Raw genomic sequence first — 20,481 nt, 5'->3', positions numbered from 1 at the left:
GGGTGCCGTGGCTGAGAAGCCGGCAGGCAAGTCGAGATCGATTCAGCAGATACAGACCGACCACGCCGTGCGCGCGCTGGGGGGCGCGGACGAGGTTGGCGTGCGCCGGGACGGCGAGACGGGGGAGATCCAGTACCTGTACCGCAAGGGCTGCATCCTGGTCCGCGAGGAGGCGGTGCCGCACGTACGGTCCATTTTGGACCGGTACGAGGAGAGTGTGCGGGGCCGGCGTGACTACGGCGACCGGGACCGCGACGACCGCACCGACCCGCCGCCGGCCCGCGAGCGGGACCGCATCGAGCAGGTGGTCAACGGTGTCCGTCTCGTGTGGCTGCGCGGCCTGGAGACGCACGACGCGCTCGACCTGGTGCGGGAGGGCAACGAGGAGTTCGACATCCCGGGGCTCGGCGCGGGGTGGGCCGCTCCCGACCACGCCGTGCACATCGCCGGTGACGCGGGGCACTGCCCGGCGACCGAGCCGGAGCCGATCGGGCCGGGCGGCGCGCCGTACCCGCCGATGTCCGCCGACCCGGCGGCCGGCGCGGGCGTCAAGGTCGTCGTGGTCGACACCGGCCTCGACACCGAGCTGACCGCCAACCCGTTCTGGATGCGCGGGGTCACCGGCGAGCGCGACCCGCTGGTGCGGCCGGGGCGGGTGCTCGACCCGTACGCGGGGCACGGCACGTTCATCGCCGGGCTGGTGCGGGCGATGGCGCCGCGGGCCGAGGTGCACGTGCTGAGCCTCTTCGCGCGGGGCGGCGCCACCTGGGAGTCCACGCTCGTGCAGAACCTCGACCGGGCCGTCGCGGCCGAGTACCCGGACGTGATCAGCATGTCCGCCGGCACCCGGGCGTACGCGGGCGGGCTGCTGGCCTTCAAGGTCTGGGGTGAGGAGCGGCTGCGCCACCACAAGGGGATCGCGCTGGTCGTGGCCGCCGGCAACGACGGGGACCGGACGTTCTTCTGGCCGGCGGCCGCGCCGTTCACGGTGTCGGTGGGCGCGCTGGGCACCGACTGGCGCAGCCGGGCCGAGTTCAGCAACTTCGGCGGCTGGGTCGACGTGTACGCGCCCGGCACCGACCTGGTCAACGCGTTCCCGGACGGCAAGTTCACCTACCAGGAGCCGCCGAACATCCCGCCCACGCTGCCGCAGGCGCGGGTGGAGACGTTCGCCGGGCTGGCGATGTGGAGCGGCACGTCGTTCTCCACGCCGATCGTCGCCGGCATGATCGCCGCGCGGATGTCCCGCACCGGCGAAAACGGCCGGGACGCGGCGGCCGCGCTGCTCGCGCAGGCGCGCGCCCAGGCGGTGCCGGGAGTGGGCGCGGTCCTACTGCCGTAGGCCGGCGACCAGGCGGTCCAGCTCCTCCTCGGTGTTGTAGTAGTGCACCGAGGCGCGCACGACGTCGGGCAGGCCGCGGGCGGCGAGGTCGAAGCGGGCGTACTCCATCGGGGAGACGCTCGTGTTGACCCCGGCCGCCCGCAGCCGCCGGCTGACCTCGGCGGCCGGGACGCCGTCGACGGTGAACGTGACGATGCCGCACCGCCGCGTCCCCTCGTCGCGCACGGTCACGCCGGGCACCTCGGCGAGCCGCTCGCGCAGCCCGGCCGCGAGCGCGGTGACCCGCGCCTCGATCGCGTCGAGCCCCCACCCGAGCGCGTAGTCGACCGCCACGCCGAGCCCGATCTTGCCGGCGTAGTTGGTCTCCCACGTCTCGAAGCGGCGGGCGTCCGGCCTGATCTCGTACGCGTCCGGCGCCGTCCAGGTCGCCGCGTGCAGGTCCAGGAACGGCGGTTCGAGGCGCTCGACGATCCGCTCGGACACGTACAGGAAGCCGGTGCCGCGCGGCCCCCGCAGGAACTTGCGGCCGGTGGCGGCGAGCATGTCGCACCCGATCGCGGCCACGTCGACGGGCAGCTGGCCGACCGACTGGCAGGCGTCCAGCAGGTACGGCACGCCGGCCGCCCGGGCCAGCGCGCCGATCTCCGCGGCCGGGTTGACCAGCCCGCTGTGCGTGGGCACGTGGGTGACCGCGACCAGCGCCGCGCCCCGCGAAAGCTCGCGGGCCAGGTGGTCCAGCGAGGGCAGGCCGTGCCCGTCGGTCTCGATCACCTCGACGGTGGCGCCGGTGCGGGCGGCCACCTGGAGCAGGGCGATCACGTTGCTCGCGTACTCGGTGCGGGTCGTCAGGATGCGGTCGCCGGGCCCGAACGCCAGCGCGTAGAACGCCATGTCCCACCCGCGGGTGGCGTTTTCCACCACCGCGACCTCGTGCGGCGCGCACCCGATCAGCCGCGCGATCGCCGTGTAGACGTGCTCCACCTCGGCCTCGGCCGCCTCCGCCGCCTCGTACCCGCCGATCCGCTCCTCCAGGCGCAGGTGGCCGACGACCGCGTCGGTGACCGCGGCGGGCGGGAGGGCGGCGCCGGCGTTGTTGAGGTGCGCCACGTGCGCGCAGCCCGGCGTCTCCCTCCGCGCCCGTTCGACGTCGATCACCGGATGGCCGCCCGGGCCAGCGTCACGCCGAAGCGCCCCGGCGTGTCGGTCCACCACCGCACCGGCTCGAAGCCCGCCGCCGTGAGCTCGGCCGCGATGCCGGCCCGGCGGAACTTCGCGGAGATCTCCGTGTACAGCTCCTCGCCGTTCGCGAAGGACACCGACAGGTCGAGCGCCGCCACCCGCACCCGCATCGGCCGGGCCGCCCGCAGCCGCATCTCGATCCACTCCCGCTCCGCGTCCCAGAGCGCCACGTGGTCGAACGCCTCCGGGTCGAAGTCGGCGTCCAGCTGGCGGTTGAGCACGCGCAGCACGTTGCGGTTGAACTCGGCGGTGACGCCGGCGCTGTCGTCGTACGCCGCGACCAGCGTGTCCGCGTCCTTGACCAAATCGGTGCCGAGCAGGAACCACTCGCCCGGGTGCAGCACCGCGCGCAGGTCGCGCAGGAAGCGGGCCCGCTCGGCCGGCTCGAAGTTGCCGATCGTGCCGCCCAGGAACACGACGAGCCGCCCGTCGCCGGCCGGTATCTCGTCCAGGTGGCGGGTGAAGTCGCCGGCGATCGCGTGCACGTCGAGGTCGGGGTAGTCCGCGTCGATCGCGGTGGCGGCCGCGCGCAGCGCCGGCTCGGAGACGTCCAGCGGCACGAAGCGGCCCAGCGTGCCGTACCGGTGCAGCGCGTCCAGCAGCAGCCGGGTCTTGTCGGAGGAGCCCGAGCCGAGCTCGACGAGGGTCTTCGCGGCGGTGACCTCGGCGATCTCGCCGGCGTGCGCGGTGAGCGCGGCCCGCTCGGCGCGCGTCGGGTAGTACTCCGGCAGCTCGGTGATCCGCTCGAAGAGCTCGCTGCCGTGGGCGTCGTAGAACCACTTCGGTGGCAGGGTCTTGGGTGTCGCGGTGAGCCCGGCGCGCGCGTCCTCGCGCAGCGCGCGGGCCAGGTCGGCCTCGGTCAGGTGGATGTCGAGCCTCACAGGTCCTCCACGTTGTGGGTCGCCAGGTCGGCGACCACGAGCGAGCGGTCGGGGACGGGCTGCCACGCGGGGTCGCCGTCGTAGGGTTCGGAGGCGACGAGTCCGGGCCGCGTCCACAGCGAGTGGCCGGCCGCCGTCGCGTAGATCCGGTCGCCGTCGGTGAGCAGCAGGTTGAGCCGCGAGCCCGGCGCCGCGGCGTCCACTTCGGACACGAGCGCGGCGAGCGCGGCGGCCGGGTCGGCGCCGCCGCGCAGCCGGTGGCGCAGCAGCGCCCACAGGAAAGCGGCGTCGGTGGGCGCGTCGAGCGTGAGAAGGTCGGTGACGGGCAGCTCACCGGCGAGCTTGGCGACGCTGTGCGGCCAGCCCGTCACCCGGCCGTTGTGGCTGAACAGCAGGCCGTCGCCGGCGAACGGCGCGGCCGCCGTCTCCACCACCGGCATGCCCACGGTCGCCGAGCGCACCGCCGCCAGGACCGCGCCGCTGCTGGTCGACCGCGCGAGGTCGGGCAGCGCGGCGTCACTCCACATCGGACTTCCGCGCCGGTACCGGACCGGACCGTCCGGTGTGTACCAGCCGACGCCGAAGCCGTCCGCGTTGATCGTGCCGCCGCCACGCATGTCCCGCGGCGCCCAGGACTGGCGCAGCAGCGAGTGCGGCGGCTCCAGCAGCAGGGCGGCCAGCGTCACCGGCCGCCCCACGTACGCCAGGTGCCGGCACACTAGGCGGGCTCCGGCGTCGTCGCTTCGCTCCTTGCCAGCTCCGGTGCCGTGCCTGGCGCGCTCGCTTCGCTCGCTGGGTGGCCCCTGGAGCCGGCGCGCTCCAGCCTCGTCGCTTCGCTCCTCGGGCCGGAGCTTGCCAGCTCCGACGGGGCCGTGCGCGCGCACCGGAAGCCGGCGAAGATCTGGCGCCGGATCGGGTAGTCCCAGTTGCGGAACGTGCCGCGGCAGGCCGCCTTGTCGGTGCCGAACGAGCCGCCGCGCAGCACCTTGTACTCCGGGCCGAAGAACACCTCCGAGTACTCCCGGTACGGGAACGGGGCGAACCCCGGATAGCCGTGGAAGTCCGACGACGTCCACTCCCACACGTCACCGATCAGCTGGTGCACGCCGGCCGGCGAGGCGCCGCCCGGGTAGGCGCCGACCGGCGCGGGGGAGAGGTGGCGCTGCCCCAGGTTGGCGTGGTGCTCCGCCGGGTCCTCGTCGCCCCACGGGTACCGCCGCGAGCGACCGGTCGCCGGGTCGAAGCGGGCCGCCTTCTCCCACTCCGCCTCGGTCGGCAGGCGCTTGCCGGCCCACGCCGCGTAGGCCTCCGCCTCGTACCAGCACACGTGCACCACCGGCTCGTCCGGCACGAGCGGCTCGCGCCGCCCGAACCGCGTGTACGTGCCGTCGCCGTGCCAGTGCATCGGCCCGGCCAGCCCCGCCCGCTGGCGGTGCTCCCACCCCTCGGGGCTCCACCAGCGCGGGTCCTCGTAGCCGCCCGCGTCGACGAACTCCTGGAACTGGCGGTTGGTCACCGGCGCGCGGTCGATGAGGTACGCCGGCAGGTCGACGGTGTGCGCCGGCCGCTCGTTGTCGAGTGCCCAGGGCTCGGCCGAGGTACCCATCGTGAACGGCCCGGCCGGGATGAGCGCCTCCCCGTCGACGGCGGCCGCGGGGCGCGGCGGCGGCGCGGCCGCGAGCACCGGCGGCCCGGCGCGCAGCTGGTGGGTGGCGAGCATCGTCTCGTCGTGCTGCTGCTCGTGCTGCACGATCATGCCGAAGGCGAACCCCTGCTCGACCAGCGGCCGCCCCTCCAGCTCCACCCGGTCGAGCAGGTCGAGCACCTTGTCGCGCACCGTGCGCGTGTACGCCCGCGCCTCGGCCGGCCCGAGCAGCGGCAGCTGGGGGCGGTCCTTGCGGGGGTGCTTGAACGCGTCGTACAGATGGTCGATGTCCTGCCGCACCGGCTCGCGCCCGCCGACGTCGCGGACCAGCCACAGCTCCTCCTGGTTGCCGACGTGGGCGAGGTCCCACACCAGCGGCGACATCAGCGGGGAGTGCTGGCGCACCAGGTCGTCGTCGTCCACCGCGTCGGTCAGCGTGACGCTGCGCCGCCGGGTGCGCTCCAGCTCGGCGGCGACACGCGCGCGAACGTCAAGATCAGTCACTGCAAAGCCTCCTGAAGCCGCTTGTCCACCGCGCCGGCCTGCGCCGCGGTGAGGTCGGTGTCGGCGAGCGCCCTGCGCGCCAGCTCCACGAGCCCCGGCGCGACCGCGCCGATCACCGGGTCCGCGAGCCCGTCGCGCGCCGCCGCCACCCATCGGTCCGCGGTGGGCAGGGCCCGCGCGGACACCTCGTCCACCGTCTCCTCACGAGCGAAAAGCGCCGCGAGTACCGCCACCGGGGCGAACCAGTCGCCGGACGGCTGGGTGTCCAGGTAGCGGACCTCGAGATAGCCCCTGGCCCGCACCGGCGTGAAGAGCGTGGACAGGTGGTAGTCGAGGTCGTCGTAGGTGGGTGGCCGGTCCGGCGCGCCCGCGACGCCGTCGATCCAGCCGGCGAACGTCACCGGCCCGGGCGTGTCCACCACCTCCTCGCCCTCGCGGACGAAGAGCACCGGCGTGTCGAGGATGCGGCCGGCCCACGAGCCCGCCTCTCCGTCACCCGGCGGTGGCGGATGGGTGCGGCTCGGGTCGGTGCCGAACCAGGTGCGCACCCGGCTGGACGCCCAGCCGGTGTGCCGGCCGGCCTGCCGGGGCGAGTTGGCGAACAGGGCCACCAGCACCGGACCGAGCCTGTGCAGCGCGGTCCAGCGGGCGGCGACCCGGTCGCCTGTTCCCGCGTCGAGGCAGACCTGGAGCCCCGCGGACCCGGACATCCAGTCGCGGCCGTGCGGCCCGATGCGGTCGAAGGCCCGCTCCATCGCCTGGTAGCGCGGCGTGTGCAGCACGCGCCGCGCCGGCCGGTGCGGGTCGCACCCGTGGTCGCCGAGGCGCAGGCCGGCGCCGGCCAGGCGGGCCGCGACGTAGTCGATGTCGGCCGCCGTGCCGGCGTGCAGTCGGGAAAGGGAGGAGGCGGGCGGGGTGGATATCTCCACCTGGCCGCCCGGCTCGAGGGTGACCGTGCCGCCGTGCGGCAACGGGAGGTGTGGACTCTCCGGCCGCAGCGTGCGCGGCGCGTGGTCACCGAGTGCCGCGGTGAGCGCGGCGGGGTCGAGGGGACGGGACAGATCTTCGGTGTGGTGGACGGTCCATTCGAGCTCGACGCCGACGTGGCGGGGTGGTCCGGTCTTGAAGCAGACCCGCCCCACATAACCCTCGGCATCCGCCCGATCGGTGACCAGTGGTGCGGTCGCCGTTACCGATTCGAGATGTGACACGGTCGCGACCATACCCCGGCCGTATGACATCTACTCCAGCTTGGGGCGTTCCTTCAGGTCGCGGGGCGGTGCACGTCCTCAAGACAGGGCCAGTCGCCGCCCCCGCCGGCGCGGATCCGGCCCGTGCCGCCACAACGCCGACAGTCGTCCGTGCCGAGGCTGGCGGCGGGCTTCCCGCGGGAGCCGCGGAGCGCGAGGGAAACGGCCACCAAGATACCGACCAGAAGCAGGGCGAGCATGCCGAGATCTCGCGGTGCCTCCTGAAACAACCACGGGAACACGGGTCACCTCTGTACCGGACGAGGTTTGATGGAGGAGCATTCTCCGGACCGATTCATCTGTCAAGTACGAATGAAAGTCTGGACAGCGTCGAGAAGATGGGCGACAGTGTGCGCTCATGGAGAGTACGGCCATGCGCGGTCTACCGGATCTCGCCGGCAGATCTTTATCGGCCGGGTCGCCTTCTCCGCTTGCCGAGCGGCAGAATGCGAAGGATCTTATCCATTTGTTGAAGGCGATCATCATCGCGCACCGCCGGGCCCGGAGGTACGACGCGACGTATCTTTCGGTATCGATTCTTGTCGCGTTGTCCGGCCTGGTCGCAACATTTGTCAAAGGACTCGCCGTGCCGGTATCCGTGATCGGCGGACTATGGGCCGCCGCCTGCGCGGCGGGTGTGGTGGCGTGGACGCGGCGCGAGATCCAGCGTGCCGCCACAATCCAGGAGATGTTCGACGTGCGGCTCTTCCGGCTGTCGTGGAACTCGATCGCGGCCGGCGACCCGATCGACACCGCGCAGGTGAACTGGCTGGCCAAGCGGTACCGAGGGGACCGGTCGGCGCTGCGTGACTACTACGACGTCCCCAGGCTGCCCGCCCCGTACGACGTTGTCGCCTGCCAGATGCTCAACCTCGCCTGGGGCGCGCGGGTGCGCCGCCGCTACGCCCGGGTGCTGCTCACGGGCGTCCTGGCCTGGTCCGTCGCGGGCGTAGCGGTCGGCGCGGCGGCCGGACTAACGGTGATCGAGACGGCTCTGTGGTGGTACGTGCCGTCCCTCGGCGTGGCGCTGCTGGCCTGGGACGCCCTGCGGGCGCAGCGGGAGGTGGCCGCCGAGCGCGAGCGGCTGCTGGGCATCCTCTGGGAGCGGGTCCGGGCAAGCGTCACGGGCAGCGGCGTGGACCTGCCGGCGACCGTACGGGCGGTCCAGGACGCGATCTTTCAGACCCGCCAGCGGGACATCCGGGTGCCGACCTGGTTCTTCAGCCGTTTCGAGGCGGCTGACCGCGCCGACTTCCGGGCCATCATGGCCGAGCTCACGTCGACGGTCAGCGTCCGGACCGCCGGCGACCGGGCGAACGCGTGACGGACCAGGACGCGCTCGCCGCGTACCTCAAGAGCGTCGACGTTGCCAACGAGCTGGTCGCGTGCGGTCGGGAGCGGGGCTGGACCCCACGGGCGCCGGCGGATGGTTGGCAGGCCCGGGGATACACCGATGCCACGCTCGCCACAGTCGTGGTCGACTGGGGCGACCGCGCCGAGAAGGTCATCGTGAAGGTGGCACCCAGCGCCACCTGGGACCACGCGGCCTACAAGGCGGCCGACATACAGTGCCCGGACGACTTCCGCGGGCACCTCGTGCTCGACGCCATGCCCTCCTGGCGGATGGACTCAGGCGGCATCGTCACCTTTCAGAGGCTCGCGGCCGACGACGTCACCAACTGCAAACCGCTCTCGGCTCTCGCCGTCGCGGACCTGCCAGCCGCCTGCGAGCTGATCGTCCGTGGGCTCGCACACAGCTGGAACCCCGAGCCGCCGCGACCGGTCCGTCGGCTCCTCACCGCGGTGCTGCGCGACCAGATGGGGTGGGAGCTGGGCAGCTACGGCTCGATCCGGGCCTGGGCGCGGGACGCGGACCTGCTCGCCGAGGAGATGCCGTGGCTCGCATTGAGGGACGAACCGGCCGTGTGCCCCAACCCGCTGCTGCTCGCGGACGACCCCTCACCACTCGGCGCGGCGACCGCCGAGATCCTGGAAGGGCGGTGTCACGGGGATCTCCACCTCCTCAACGTCCTGCTGCCCTGCCGTCCCGGCGGCACGCTCCTGCCGGAGGACTTCCTCCTCATCGACCTCGGCGGATACCAGCGTTCCCGGCCGCTGACCACCGATCCGGTGTTTCTGATGCTCTCCGCCATCGCGTCCGGCCTGGGCCGCCTCACTCCGGAAGGCCGCCAGGAACTGCTCGACCACCTCGTCCGCCCAGGCGCGACCGCCCCGCGGGGATACCTCGCCGAGGTCGTCGACCGGGTGATGGGCACCGTGGCTGGCCGGGTCACCGCCGACGACCGGGGGTGGAGCCAGGAGCTGCGCGCGCAGCTGCGGCTCTCCATCATCGGCATCGCGACGCTCTTCACCAGCTTCAGCAACCTGGGTGCGCAGGCCCGGTGGTGGTTCTTCCGCCTCGCCGCCCGCCTCGGGCGCGACCTGCTCGGCGACCTCGAGGTGCAGATCCCCGCACAGGCGCCGCCGGCCACCAACCCGTTTCACGACACGCCGGTGTCCGCTCCCGCGCCGCGCCGGCCCGCCGCCTACGCGCCCGCCACGCGCGAGGTCGTGCTCGCCTGGCGTGCCGCACTCTCCGACCCCGCGGCCGCGCGCCACCACCTCCGGGCGGCCTACGCGCTGGTTGACCTGGCCGCTGACCGCGGCCCGGCAGGTGCGGCCGCGACCTGTGAGGCGCTCGATGGCCTGGTGCACGATGCCGCGCGGATCCTCGGCGATGAGGATCCGTGCACGCTGCGCCTGCGGCACAAGCTCGCCGGCTGGACCCACCTGGCCGGCGACGCGGTCACCGCCCTGGAGACCTATCGGGCGGTGGCGGGGATACGCGCCCGCGTGCTCGGGTCCAACCATCCGGACACCCTGGAAAGCGAACGGCGTGCCGGCTGGCCGCCCCTGCTCGACGACGCGGCGCGCCAGGCCTACGGCTCCTGAACTGCCTCGCCTGTGCCCGCCAGGGTCTTCTCCGCGACGCTGATCAGCTCTTCGTACGTGATGACGGTGATCCCCGTGACGAACGTGTTGCGTACCCGGATCTCCTCCCGGACCTGCCGCCGATCGAGCTCCGGCACGTGGCCGGGGTGCCCGATGAGGATGGTGACGAACGGCCGCCGGTACTCGACCGGCAGCTCTTCGCTCACCTCCTCCTCGTGGTCGTCGAGCGCGCGAACCAGCCCACGGGCCCGTGCCTCGGCGGCCGCCACGAGCGGGGACAACGCGTATCCGCCACCCTCCACGGCCACGACGAGGTCGGGCACGGCGGGCGGGCCGACGATCACCAGGTGGATCGCGCTGTCGTAGCGGAGCATCGCGATGACGTCGTCCGCCGCCCCAGGGAGGATCTTCGTGGTGATCCTGGGCATCAAGTGGCCACCGAACACCCACCACTCCTTGCGCAGGAGCCGGCACAGCTCCGGCAAGCTGACCGCCGGGTTGTCGACGGCCAGCCGGAGCTGGCTCAGCCCTTGGAGCCGCCTCATCTGCTGGATCAGGTGCGTCAGATGGCCGGCCGCATCGAGCTCGACCAGGCGGGGCAAGAGCTGCTCGTTGCGGGAGAACGCGTCAAAGATGCTTTTCAGCGAGCCCTCGTCCAGCGAGCTCGACTCGATCAGCTCGACCACCGATGGGACTATCGCGCTTTTCGACTCTGACGGTGTGCGGGTCCGAACCGCGCCGGTGCTCAGCAAGGCCTCCAGGCGCCGGATCTGTTCGCCCGGTGAGTCGATGCCGTTCCGGGAAAAGGCAAAGGTCTCGATACGGTCACCAGCCACCGCGGCGCGAGCGGATGGCAGTGGCGGCGCGGGAACGGAAACCGTTATCGCGCCCGTCCAGACGGATCTTTCCGGCGACGTGGTGCCCACGAATCGACGGTAAGCGCCGGGATACGAAGGCACCCCTCGTCCGAACGGGTGACGTTCAGTAATGATCAACGATTGCAAATGCGGAATGCGTCGGAAGATGCACAGTGGGGATGAGCGTTTGTTCCCCACCCGCTAATATTTCGTTCGCCCAATTTCCGCTGCACCATGATCCTCGGATGGAGGCGGCAGTGTCGGTCCGGCCCGACGCCAGCCCAGCCGTGTGGATCCTCGCCCCGGGCAGTGACCCGGAGGACGCGCCCGCGGCCTGCGGCTGCCTTGTCGCGGACGACCTCGTTCTTACCTCAGCGATACCGGATCTCCCGGACGACGGTTACCGGGTCACGTTCGGGCCCGGGCCCCAGGTGTACTCGGGCCGGCTCGTCGTCCGCTCGCATGACGATACGACCGGCATGAACGCGGGTCTACTACGCATAGAAGACCCGGGATGGGCGCCCCCGGCCGACCGCCAGCCCCCGAGGTGGGGCACCTTCACCGGTGGCCTGGCCTGGTCCGCCGCGAGAGTCCATGCCGACGTGGCGCACCCGGTGGACGTCAGTCCGCTCTCCTGGCGGCGACGGGCCCGGTGGGACCTGCGGCACGGTCCGTCCGCCGGGCACGGCGGCGACGGGGCGCCGCTGTTCATCGGCGACCTCCTCATAGGCGTGGCGATCGGCGAGGGCGAGGGCGACGCCCGCCGGTGGACGGCCGTGCCGGTCGCCGAGCTGGTCCGGCTCGCCGAGTTTCGGGCTCCGATCGAGGACCGCGTCGGACGGCCGCTGCACCTGGAGCCGATTGAGTGCGCCGGGCTGCTCGCGCCGTGGGCGCCGGTCGCGGGCTGCCGCATCGCCGCGGATCTCCTCGACCCGCGACGCGCGGTGGCACCATTCGTCGGTCAGGGCGACGCGCTCCGGCGGCTGCTCGCCTGGTGCCACCGGGGAGAGGCGCTGGCCGGACTACTGCTCACCGGCGCGCCCGGCCGCGGTAAGACCCGCCTCGCCCGGCAGGCCGCCGACCGGCTGTACGCGCTGAACTGGCTGGTCGGTGAGGTCGCGGCCACCACCGTCACCGACGCCTGGCTGCGTCACCTCGCCGCCCTCGACCGCCCCGCGCTGCTCATCTTCGACGGCATGGGCTCACTCGACATCGCGGCCGCGGTCGTCGACCACCTCGCCGCCGAGCCACCCCGCCACCCGGTTCGGCTGCTGGTCACGGCGGTCGCCGGCGATGAGCGCTGGACCGCCTGGCGAGAGCGGCCGGGCGCGATCCCGTCGGTATTCGGGGCCGCGGCGCTGGTGCTGCCCGAGTTTTCACTCGGGACCGACGAGGCGGAGACGGAGGTCGCCACCACCCGGTTCGGTTCGGCGTTCGCGCGAAGCCTGGAGCGGTTAGTCGGGGCGGCTGACCTCGAGCGGCGGCTCGCCAAGCCCGAGACCCGGGCCGCACCTACCTGGGTGGCCGACGGTTCCCCGTCGACGGTTGCGGTGGCGATGCTGGCCACGCTGCTCAGCGATGAACCCCTGGCGGGCAGCGCCGAGGCCGAGGAAGTCCTTCTGGCGGACGCGGTGAGCCGTTGGCGAAGTGAGTCCGAAGCACTCGATGACGGGCAGGCCCGCCGGCTGGCGCAGCCGGCCCTCGACCTTGCCCTGGTCACCCGCCCCGCCGATCAGGCCGAGGCCGTCGAGGTCCTCACGGCGCTGGCCGGGGCGGGCGGGCCGGCGGCGGCGCTGGCCGCGTGGATCCGCAGGCTCCATCCGCCGGCCGAGCCGGACCAGCGCTACTGGGGAGCGCTGTTGCCGCCGTCCTTGCGCGCTCGACGGCTGGCGGTGGCGTGCGGGGAGGCCGAGTTTTCGGCTGCGTTGCGCCGCCTGGGTGCGGAGCGGCTTACGTACGCGCTCGCGCGATTGGCCGAGGCCGCCGACAATCACAGCGCCCCGGCCGCGCTGCTCCGGGACGTCCTCGGCGACGATCCGGCGGGCCTCGGCACCGCCGCGGTCGTCGCCGTGTCCGTGACCGAGGCGCCGGCTCCGCTCGTCGCGGTCCTGCGCGATGTGGCCAGCCGCGACGATCTGCCGACCGAAGCGGCGGCGACCCTGGCCGACGCGATTCCCGCCCCGGCCGGTGCGCTCTGCGAGGTGGAGGTGCTGCTGCGCGCTCGGATCACTGACGAGCACCGGCGGGCCGGCGAGGGCGGCCAGCGGCAGGCCTGGTCCCGCCTGGCGACCGAGCTCGTGTCCCTGTCCCGGGCGCTGGCAGCGGTCGACCGTCATGCTGAGGCCCGGGCCGCCGCGAGTGAGGCCGTAGACCGACACCGCGCACTGTGCGACACCACGCCCGGCCCCGCCGTCGTGCGCGGGCTGCGCACCGCGCTGCGTGTGCTGGGCGAGCGGGAGCTGGCGCTCGGCGACATGGAGGGCGCCACCAAGGCGGCGTTGGAAGCCACCGGCGTCTGCCGCGCCGCCGCCGCGACCGACCGCCGGTTCTCCCCGTGGCTCGCCGCCGACCTGGAGTTCCTGGCGGTGCTGCGCCTCGACGGCGGCGATCCGGAGGGCGCGGTCGAGGCATACGAGGAAGCCGCCCGCGAGCACCGGTCCGGGGACACGGTGGACCTCGATGCGGCCGGCGCGGTGCTGTGCGGTCTGTCGGATGCCCTCGCCACCTGCGGGCGGCCGGGGGCCGCGGCCGCAGCGATGGCCGAGGCGGCCGGCCTGTACGAGGGACTGGCTGGTGCGGACCCACGTGCGTACCTGCGTCCCTTCGCCGCCGCGCTTGAGGTCTGCGCCGGGCGGCTCGCCGAGGCCGGCCGAGGCGGCGAGGCGGCACAGGCCGCCGAGCGCGCGGTGTTCGCTTACCGCAGGCTGGACGAGCAGCGCCACGACGCGACCTCGACGGACTGCGCCGAGGCCCTGCGGCGCCTCTCCGACCGGTACGCGGCCATTGGGCGTGGGCCGGATGCGTTGGCCGCCGCGCACGAGAGCGTGAGCAAGCACCGGGCCGCCACCACGGCGGCGAAGCAGATGGTGTCCGCGCCACTGTGCCTCGCGCTGCACACCCTCGCCCGCCGCTATGACGAGGCGGGCCAGGTGGACTATGCCGCCGACGCCTCGATGGAGGCCGCGCAGGGGTACCGGAGGCTCGTCGAGCGCGGGCAGCAGGAGTACCGGGCGGCACTCGCCGGTGCCCTGAGCAACGCCGCCGTGTTACGCGGACGGCAAGGTGTGCCGCAGGAGAGCGAGCCATTGGCCCGGCAGGCGCTGGAAGCGGCTGACCAGCTCGATCCGGCCACGATCGCAGGTATCCGCAACAACCTCGCCATCGTGCTCGGCGAAGCGGCTGACCGGACGGGTGCCACGCGGCTGGTGGACGAGAGTGCCGCCCTCGCCGCCCGCGCCGTACGGGATCTCGGCGAGGCCGGCCAGTCGGGCCACGTCGCCCTGGCGCGCGCGCTGATCACGCTGGCCCACCGCGAGGCCGCCGCCGGTCGTTCGGCGGAAAGCATCGCCGCGGCCGAGGGCGCCGTCGAGGCATGCGACACCACGGACCCTGAGCAGGTCGTGCTGGCCGCCGCACTGCGCACGCTCGCCGAGCAGTACGTGGACGCGGAGCGGTTCAGCGAAGGGGCGCCGGCCGCTGAGCGCGCCCGGACGGTGTACCGCCAGCTCGTCCGGATGGGGCGAGCCGAAAGCCGGGCCGATCTGGCCGCGTTGGCGATGTTACAGGCCAGCATGCCCACCGACGTCCTGTCGCCGTTGGCCGCGGCGGCTGCAGCAGAAGAGGCGGTTCTCTGCTACAGCGCGCTCGCGGCCGAGAGTCCCGAGCGGTACCGCGACGCCCTCCTCGCCGCACTCGACCTCTCGGCTCACCTGCACGCCTCGATGGAGGGGTACGAGCAACGCGCGGAAGAGCGCCTCGCGGAGGCGATCAACCTCGGCGACACGCTGGTCGACAATGCCCCGCGCGACCACGCCGCCGGCCAGTCGGCACGCCTGCGGTGGCTCGCCGAGCGGCTCCTGCCAACCGACCGAGCCGGTGCGTTGGCTGCGGCCGAGCAGGCATTCGCCCTGAGTCAGGAGGTGCGCGACCTCGCTTCGACCCGGCTGGAGCTGGCGGCGTCAGCGGTGCTGCTGGCGCGGCTGCTACCCCGCGACGACCCTTCCGGCGACGGTGCTCGTCCGATGCGGCTGACCAACGCAGCGGTGGTGTGGTTCGAGGAACTAGCACGCGAGCGTCCCGACCTGCACCTGGCCGATCTCGCCACGGTACTGATGTTTCGCGCCTACCTCAGAGCCCAGGTAGGTAACGACCGGGGGTGCGCCGCCGACGCGGACCTGGCGTTGAGATACCACCGGGACGTCGCTGCCAACGTCGCCGCGCATCGGCCGGCGCTGGCCGAGGCCCTGCTGGCACGGCTGGAACTGCCGGCCGACGGGCGACTCGACCGCCTGACGCTGCTACGCGAGGTGACGGCAGTTTACGAGGAGCTCAGCCAGGACGACCCCGACGAGTACCTGCCAAGCCTGGCGCGCCTCCACTTGCGCCTCGCCGCCGAGCTGCAGCCGAACGAGAAGAAGGCCACGCCGGAGAGCCTCCTGCACCGACGTCAAGGCATCGACATTTTGGCGGACCTGGCCGAACGTGGGCGTCTCGAGCTGGGTCCGGAAGCGGTCCGGGAGCTGCTCCGGCTCGGCACGCTCCTGGCCAGGGCAGGCCGTGATGTGGAGGCCCAGGGAGTACGCGGACGGGCGTCACGGCTCAACGACCGGCTGGGGGCTGGCGGCGGGGGTACGGACGACGAGCAGGAGACCTGAGCTGCGGGTCAGGCCACGTGGTTGGCGCGGAGGCCGACGCCTCGGTCAATGCCTCGTGGGTTTGAGGGTGTCGTCCAGGAAGTCGATCGACGCGTCGATCAGGGCGGCCACGTCCGGGGCGCCCTCGAAGATGTGGTCGGCGCCGGGCACCGGGTGCAGGTCGCAGCGCAGGCCGTACGCGTGCAGCAGCGCGGCCAGGTGTTCGCTCTGTGAGTAGGGCACGACGCGGTCGTCGGTGCCGTGCACGCACAGGAACGGCGGCGCGTCCGGATGGGTGTGTTCGGTCGGGCTGGCCAGCCTCGCCAGGTCGGGCACCTCGGCCGGCGGCGCGCCGAGCAGCTGCGCCGACGGGCTCTCCGGGTTTCGGCCGCCCATCGCGAGGATGTCGGTGACGCCGTACCAGTCGACGGCCGCGTGCACCGCGCTCGACACGCCGGTCAGCCCCACGTCGCCCTCCAGCGTGGCGTGGTCGGGCGTCAGCGCGGCGAGTGCGGCCAGGTGCGCGCCCGCGGACTCGCCCCACACCGCGAAGCGGCCGGCGTCCAGGTCGAGGTCGGCGGCGAAGGCGCGCAGCCACCGGACCGCCGCCTTCACGTCGTGCAGCTGAGCGGGGAAGTGCGCCTCGGCGGACAGGCGGTAGTCGACGCTCGCGACCGCGTACCCCCGCTGCTGGATGCGCTCGAAGAACCGCAACGGGGCGATGGTGGCCGGCAGAATGCGGCGGTCGCCCGTGCGCCACCCGCCGCCGTGCACCCAGATGGCGACCGGCCACGGGCCGGCGCCGGCGGGGACGCGCAGGTCGAGGCGGAGGGGGCGGTGGCCGAGCACCGTCGCGTAGATGGCGCTGGCGTACAGGCGGGTGCCGTCCGGGCGGACGTGGGCGCGCGGCGGCGGCGCGGTGTCGGCGTCGGTCACACCGGGAGCGTAGCGAGGTTTGCCCGCGGATCACCCGGGTAGCAGAGCGCGGACAGGGGGTTGAGAGCGGAGCCCGGGCTCGTGTTGAGGCATCCCCTGCCGACCGGGCCCCGCCTGGCGCCCCCGGGGAGGAAGCCGGACCGGCGGAAGTGACCTCCGCGGCCGACCATACGGCGCCACACTTGAGGTATCCCAGGCGGCCGCCTTCCAAACCCCGAGAGACCACCCGAGCAGGAGAGGTTGATCAATGGCTCGTCCGCGGATCGTCATCGTCGGGGCCGGGTTCGCCGGCTACCAGTGCGCACGGAAGCTGGCCCGCCTCTCCAAAGGGGCGGCGGACATCGTGCTGCTCAACCCGACCGACTACTTCCTGTACCTGCCGCTGCTGCCGGAGGTCGCCGCGTCCGGGCTGGAGGCGCGGCGGATCGCGGTGTCGATCCCCGGCACGATCGGCGACCGGGTGCGGCTGGCGCTGGGCAAGGCGACGGCCGTCGACCTCGACGGGCGGCGCGTGGAGTACACCGACCCGGAGGGCGGCGGCGGCGACCTGCGGTACGACCGGCTCGTGCTCGCCGCCGGCAGCGTCAACAAGCTGCTGCCGATCCCGGGCGTGGCCGAGCACGCGCACGGGTTCCGCGGCATCTTCGAGGCCCTGTACCTGCGCGACCACGTCACCCGCCAGGTCGAGCTCGCCGACGCCGCCGACGACCGGGGCGAGCGGGCGGCGCGGCTGACGTTCGTGGTGGTGGGCGCCGGCTACACCGGCACGGAGGTGGCCGCGCACGGCGCGCTGTTCACCCGGGACCTGGTCGCCCGCCACCCGCGGCTGGCCGACGACCCGGTGCGGTGGATGCTGCTGGACGTGGCCGGCCGCGTGCTGCCCGAGCTCGACGAGCGGCTGTCCCGCACCGCCGACCGGGTGCTGCGCGAGCGCGACGTCGACGTGCGGACGGGGTGCTCGGTGAAGGAGGCCACGCACGAGGGCGTACACCTCAGCGACGGGAGCTTCGTGCCCACCCGCACGCTCGTGTGGTGTGTCGGCGTGCGGCCGGACCCGCTCGTGGCCGACCTCGGCCTGCCCACCAACAAGGGGCGGCTGGTGGTCGACGAGTACCTCGGCGTGCCCGGCCGGCCCGAGGTGCTGGCCTGCGGCGACGCCGCGGCGGTGCCCGACCTGACCCGGCCCGGCGAGATCACCGCGATGACCGCGCAGCACGCCAGCCGGCAGGGCAGGCTCGCCGCGCACAACATCGCCGCGTCGTACGGCAAGGGCCGGCCGCGCGCGTACAAGCACCACGACCTCGGCTTCGTCGTCGACCTCGGCGGCGTGCAGGCGGCGGCCGACCCGCTCGGCATCCCGCTCGGCGGGCCGGTGGCGAAGGCGGTCACGTCGGGCTACCACCTCCTGGCGATGCCGGGCAACCGGGTGCGTACCGCCGCGGACTGGGCGCTCAACGCCGTGCTGCGGCGCGAGACCGTCCAACTTGGACTTGTGCGGGCCCCCGCGGTCCCGCTGGACACGACGCAGCCCGAGGTCCGTACCATCTGATCATGGTGCGGTACGCGGAGGCCGCCGGCCGGTGGGTCCTGCTGGCCACCGTGCTCGGCTCGGGCCTCACGTTCCTCGACGCCACCGTGGTCAACATCGCGCTGCCCCGGATCGGCGAGGACTTCGAGGCCGGCGCGGCGGCTCTGCAGTGGACGGTCAACGGGTACACGCTCAGCCTCGCCGCCCTCATCCTGCTCGGCGGCTCGCTCGGCGACCGCTACGGGCGCCGCCGGGTGTTCGTGATCGGCGTCGCCTGGTTCGCCGTCGCCTCGCTGCTGTGCGGCCTCGCGCCCAACGACGAGACGCTGATCGCCGCCCGCGTCCTGCAGGGTGTCGGCGGCGCGCTGCTCACGCCCGGCTCGCTGGCGATCCTGGAGGCGTCGTTCGACTCCGACGACCGCGCCAAGGCGATCGGCGCGTGGTCGGGCATGGCGGGGGTGGCGGGTGCGATCGGCCCGTTCCTCGGCGGGTGGCTGGTCGGCGCGGCGTCGTGGCGGTGGGTCTTCCTGATCAACGTGCCGCTCGCCGCGCTGGTCGTCTACGTCGCGCTGCGGCACGTGCCCGAGTCCTCGAACCCCGACGCCGCGCCGCGCCTCGACATCGCCGGCGTGGTCACCGGCGCGGCCGGGCTCGCCGGCCTCACCTACGGCTTCACCGCGTGGGCCGCCGAGGGGCCCGGCTCGCCGGTCGTGCTGGCCACGCTCGCGGTCGGGGTCGGCGGGATCGCCGCGTTCCTGCTCGTCGAACGCCGCTCCAGCCACCCGATGCTGCCGCTCGAGATCTTCCGGATCCGGCCGTTCACCGCGGCCAACCTGGTCACCTTCGCCGTGTACGCGGCGCTCGGCGGCGTGTTCTTCCTGGTGGTGCTCAACCTCCAGGTCGTGGCCGGCTTCAGCCCGCTCGCGGCGGGCACCGCGCTGCTGCCGGTCACCGCGCTGATGCTGGTGCTCTCCGCCCGGGCCGGCGCGCTGGGCCAGCGGATCGGCCCGCGCATCCCGATGACCGCCGGCCCGCTGCTGTGCGCGGTCGCGCTGGTGCTGCTGTCCCGGGTCGGCGCCGGCGCGGACTACGCGGTGGACGTGCTGCCCGCCGCGATCCTGCTCGGCCTCGGCCTGTCGCTGACCGTGGCGCCGCTCACCGCGACCGCGCTGGGCTCGGTGCCCGAGCGGCACGCCGGCATCGCCAGCGGCGTCAACAACGCCGTGGCCCGCGCCGCCGGCCTGCTCGCCGTCGCGACACTCCCGCTCGCCGCCGGCATCGGCACCGGCAGCCTCACCGACGCCGGCGACCTCGCGCCGGTGTACCGCAACGCCATGCTGATCTGCGCCGGCCTCCTGGTGGCCGGCGCCGCCGCCGCGGTGGCCTGGGTGCCGCGCCGGGTGGCCCGCGACGAGCCGGTCCCGGTCCATTGCGCCGTTACCGGCCCGCCGCCGCGCCAGGTCGGGGAACAATCGCCAGGATGAGCGACATGCTGGCGTGGGAGGTGCGGCAGCCGGGCCCGATCGCCACGGACCCCCTCCGCGCGGTGGTCCGGCGCCGCCCGGAGCCCGACGTGGGTGAGTTGCTTCTGCGGGTACGGGCGTGTGCCGTCTGCCGCACGGACCTGCATGTGGCGGAGGGCGACCTGCCCGTGCACCGCCCCGGCGTCACCCCCGGCCACGAGATCGTGGGTGAGGTGGTCGCGCTCGGCGACGGCGTCGAGGGGTTCGGCGAGGGGGAGCGGGTCGGCGTGGCGTGGCTGCGGCACACCTGCGGCCACTGCGTGTACTGCCTGCGCGGCGCGGAGAACCTCTGCACCGAGTCCCGCTACACCGGCTGGGACGCGGACGGCGGGTACGCGCAGTACACGGTCGCCCCGGCCGCATACGTATACCGGCTGCCCGAGCGCTACTCCGACGCCGAGGTCGCCCCGCTGCTGTGCGCCGGCATCATCGGCTTCCGGGCGCTGCGCCGCGCCGACCTGCCGCCCGGCGGCCGCCTCGGCGTGTACGGCTTCGGCGCCTCCGCCCACCTCGCCACCCAGGTCGCCCTCGCGCAGGGCGCGCGGGTGCACGTGCTCACCCGGGCGGCCGCCGCCCGCGCGCTCGCGCTCGACCTCGGTGCCGCCTCCGCGGGCGGTGCGGACGAACCGCCGCCCGAGCCGCTCGACGCCGCCATCCTCTTCGCGCCGGTCGGCGACCTCGTACCGGTCGCGCTCGCCGCCCTCGACCGCGGCGGCACGCTCGCGATCGCCGGCATCCACCTCACCGACATCCCGCCGCTGAACTACGAGCGCCACCTCTTCCAGGAGCGGCAGGTGCGCAGCGTCACCGCGAACACGCGCGCGGACGGGCGCGACTTCCTCGCCTTCGCCGCCGCGCACCCGCTGCGCGTCACCACCACGCCCTACCCGCTGGAGGCCGCCGGCACCGCGCTCGCCGACCTGGCCGCCGACCGGGTCAACGGGGCCGCCGTGCTGGTCCCGTGATCCACC

The 20,481-nt window shown here is 73.8% G+C and carries 13 protein-coding genes and 1 pseudogene; 7 read left to right on the top strand and 7 right to left on the bottom strand.

Annotated features, from left to right (window positions below; all coding sequences use genetic code 11):
- Positions 1-7: 7 nt before the first annotated feature.
- Positions 8-1,342: a S8/S53 family peptidase gene (locus Phou_RS42105; RefSeq protein ID WP_173068593.1), complete on the top strand. Its 1,335-nt coding sequence runs from the start codon at positions 8-10 to the stop codon at positions 1,340-1,342.
- On the opposite strand, the gene Phou_RS42100 is transcribed toward Phou_RS42105, so the two are convergent.
- The 5 genes and pseudogenes from Phou_RS42100 to Phou_RS42080 all read right to left on the bottom strand — a co-directional run bounded on the left by Phou_RS42100 (position 1,331) and on the right by Phou_RS42080 (position 6,822).
- Entirely contained in the window at positions 1,331-2,497 is a 1,167-nt protein-coding gene (locus Phou_RS42100; protein ID WP_173068590.1) for an aminotransferase class V-fold PLP-dependent enzyme, read from the bottom strand. The genes Phou_RS42105 and Phou_RS42100 overlap by 12 nt on opposite strands.
- A complete protein-coding gene (gene egtD / locus Phou_RS42095) occupies positions 2,494-3,462 on the bottom strand; it encodes an L-histidine N(alpha)-methyltransferase (protein WP_173068587.1) in 969 nt (322 codons plus the stop codon). Before egtD ends, Phou_RS42100 begins: the two co-directional genes overlap by 4 nt.
- Complete coding sequence (egtC, locus tag Phou_RS42090) at positions 3,459-4,181, bottom strand: ergothioneine biosynthesis protein EgtC (RefSeq protein ID WP_173068584.1); 723 nt, start codon at positions 4,179-4,181, stop codon at positions 3,459-3,461. Before egtC ends, egtD begins: the two co-directional genes overlap by 4 nt.
- A 140-nt stretch (positions 4,182-4,321) precedes the next feature.
- Positions 4,322-5,611, bottom strand: a pseudogene (gene egtB / locus Phou_RS42085) (ergothioneine biosynthesis protein EgtB); the annotation flags it as partial.
- Positions 5,608-6,822 (bottom strand): glutamate-cysteine ligase family protein, encoded by a 1,215-nt coding sequence (locus tag Phou_RS42080; RefSeq protein ID WP_246274376.1) that lies wholly within the window; start codon positions 6,820-6,822, stop codon positions 5,608-5,610. The pseudogene egtB and the gene Phou_RS42080, both read right to left, overlap by 4 nt.
- Positions 6,823-7,219: 397 nt before the next feature.
- On the opposite strand from Phou_RS42080, the gene Phou_RS42075 reads away from it, so the two are divergent.
- Together Phou_RS42075 and Phou_RS42070 are read left to right on the top strand one after the other, a co-directional pair.
- Entirely contained in the window at positions 7,220-8,185 is a 966-nt protein-coding gene (locus tag Phou_RS42075) for an S-4TM family putative pore-forming effector (RefSeq protein ID WP_308784917.1), read from the top strand.
- Positions 8,182-9,813, top strand: a complete 1,632-nt coding sequence (locus Phou_RS42070; RefSeq protein ID WP_173068575.1) for a protein kinase family protein — start codon at positions 8,182-8,184, stop codon at positions 9,811-9,813. The genes Phou_RS42075 and Phou_RS42070 overlap by 4 nt, the downstream gene beginning before the upstream one ends.
- Here the strand turns inward: Phou_RS42070 and Phou_RS42065 are convergent.
- On the bottom strand, positions 9,801-10,499 hold the full coding sequence (locus tag Phou_RS42065; RefSeq protein ID WP_173068572.1) for a hypothetical protein: 699 nt from the start codon (positions 10,497-10,499) through the stop codon (positions 9,801-9,803). The two genes, Phou_RS42070 and Phou_RS42065, sit on opposite strands and share 13 nt — an antisense overlap.
- Before the next feature lie 416 nt (positions 10,500-10,915).
- Between Phou_RS42065 and Phou_RS42060 the strand changes: the two genes are divergently transcribed.
- The gene (locus Phou_RS42060; protein WP_173068569.1) at positions 10,916-15,544 is read left to right on the top strand and encodes a hypothetical protein; all 4,629 of its coding nucleotides are present in this window, start codon (positions 10,916-10,918) and stop codon (positions 15,542-15,544) included.
- Between the two features lie 45 nt (positions 15,545-15,589).
- Here the strand turns inward: Phou_RS42060 and Phou_RS42055 are convergent, their stop codons facing one another.
- Positions 15,590-16,459 carry an alpha/beta hydrolase gene (locus tag Phou_RS42055; RefSeq protein WP_173068566.1) on the bottom strand — a complete coding sequence of 290 codons (870 nt, stop codon included), beginning with the start codon at positions 16,457-16,459 and terminating at the stop codon, positions 15,590-15,592.
- A gap of 247 nt (positions 16,460-16,706) precedes the next feature.
- Here Phou_RS42055 and Phou_RS42050 point away from each other — a divergent pair, with 247 nt between their 5' ends.
- Genes Phou_RS42050 through Phou_RS42040 form a run of 3 tightly spaced genes read left to right on the top strand, consistent with a single transcriptional unit; the run spans position 16,707 to position 20,475 of the window.
- Complete coding sequence (locus Phou_RS42050) at positions 16,707-18,008, top strand: NAD(P)/FAD-dependent oxidoreductase (protein WP_173068563.1); 1,302 nt, start codon at positions 16,707-16,709, stop codon at positions 18,006-18,008.
- Positions 18,009-18,010: 2 nt separating this feature from the next.
- Positions 18,011-19,471, top strand: a complete 1,461-nt coding sequence (locus tag Phou_RS42045) for a DHA2 family efflux MFS transporter permease subunit (protein ID WP_173068560.1) — start codon at positions 18,011-18,013, stop codon at positions 19,469-19,471.
- Entirely contained in the window at positions 19,468-20,475 is a 1,008-nt protein-coding gene (locus Phou_RS42040) for a zinc-binding alcohol dehydrogenase family protein (protein WP_218579514.1), read from the top strand. Before Phou_RS42045 ends, Phou_RS42040 begins: the two co-directional genes overlap by 4 nt.
- Positions 20,476-20,481 lie beyond the last annotated feature (6 nt).

Origin of the sequence: Phytohabitans houttuyneae (assembly GCF_011764425.1) — a bacterium.
Lineage (GTDB): Bacteria > Actinomycetota > Actinomycetes > Mycobacteriales > Micromonosporaceae > Phytohabitans > Phytohabitans houttuyneae.
Note: the sequence above shows the minus strand (reverse complement) of the source record. Positions and strands in the feature narration are given on the sequence as shown.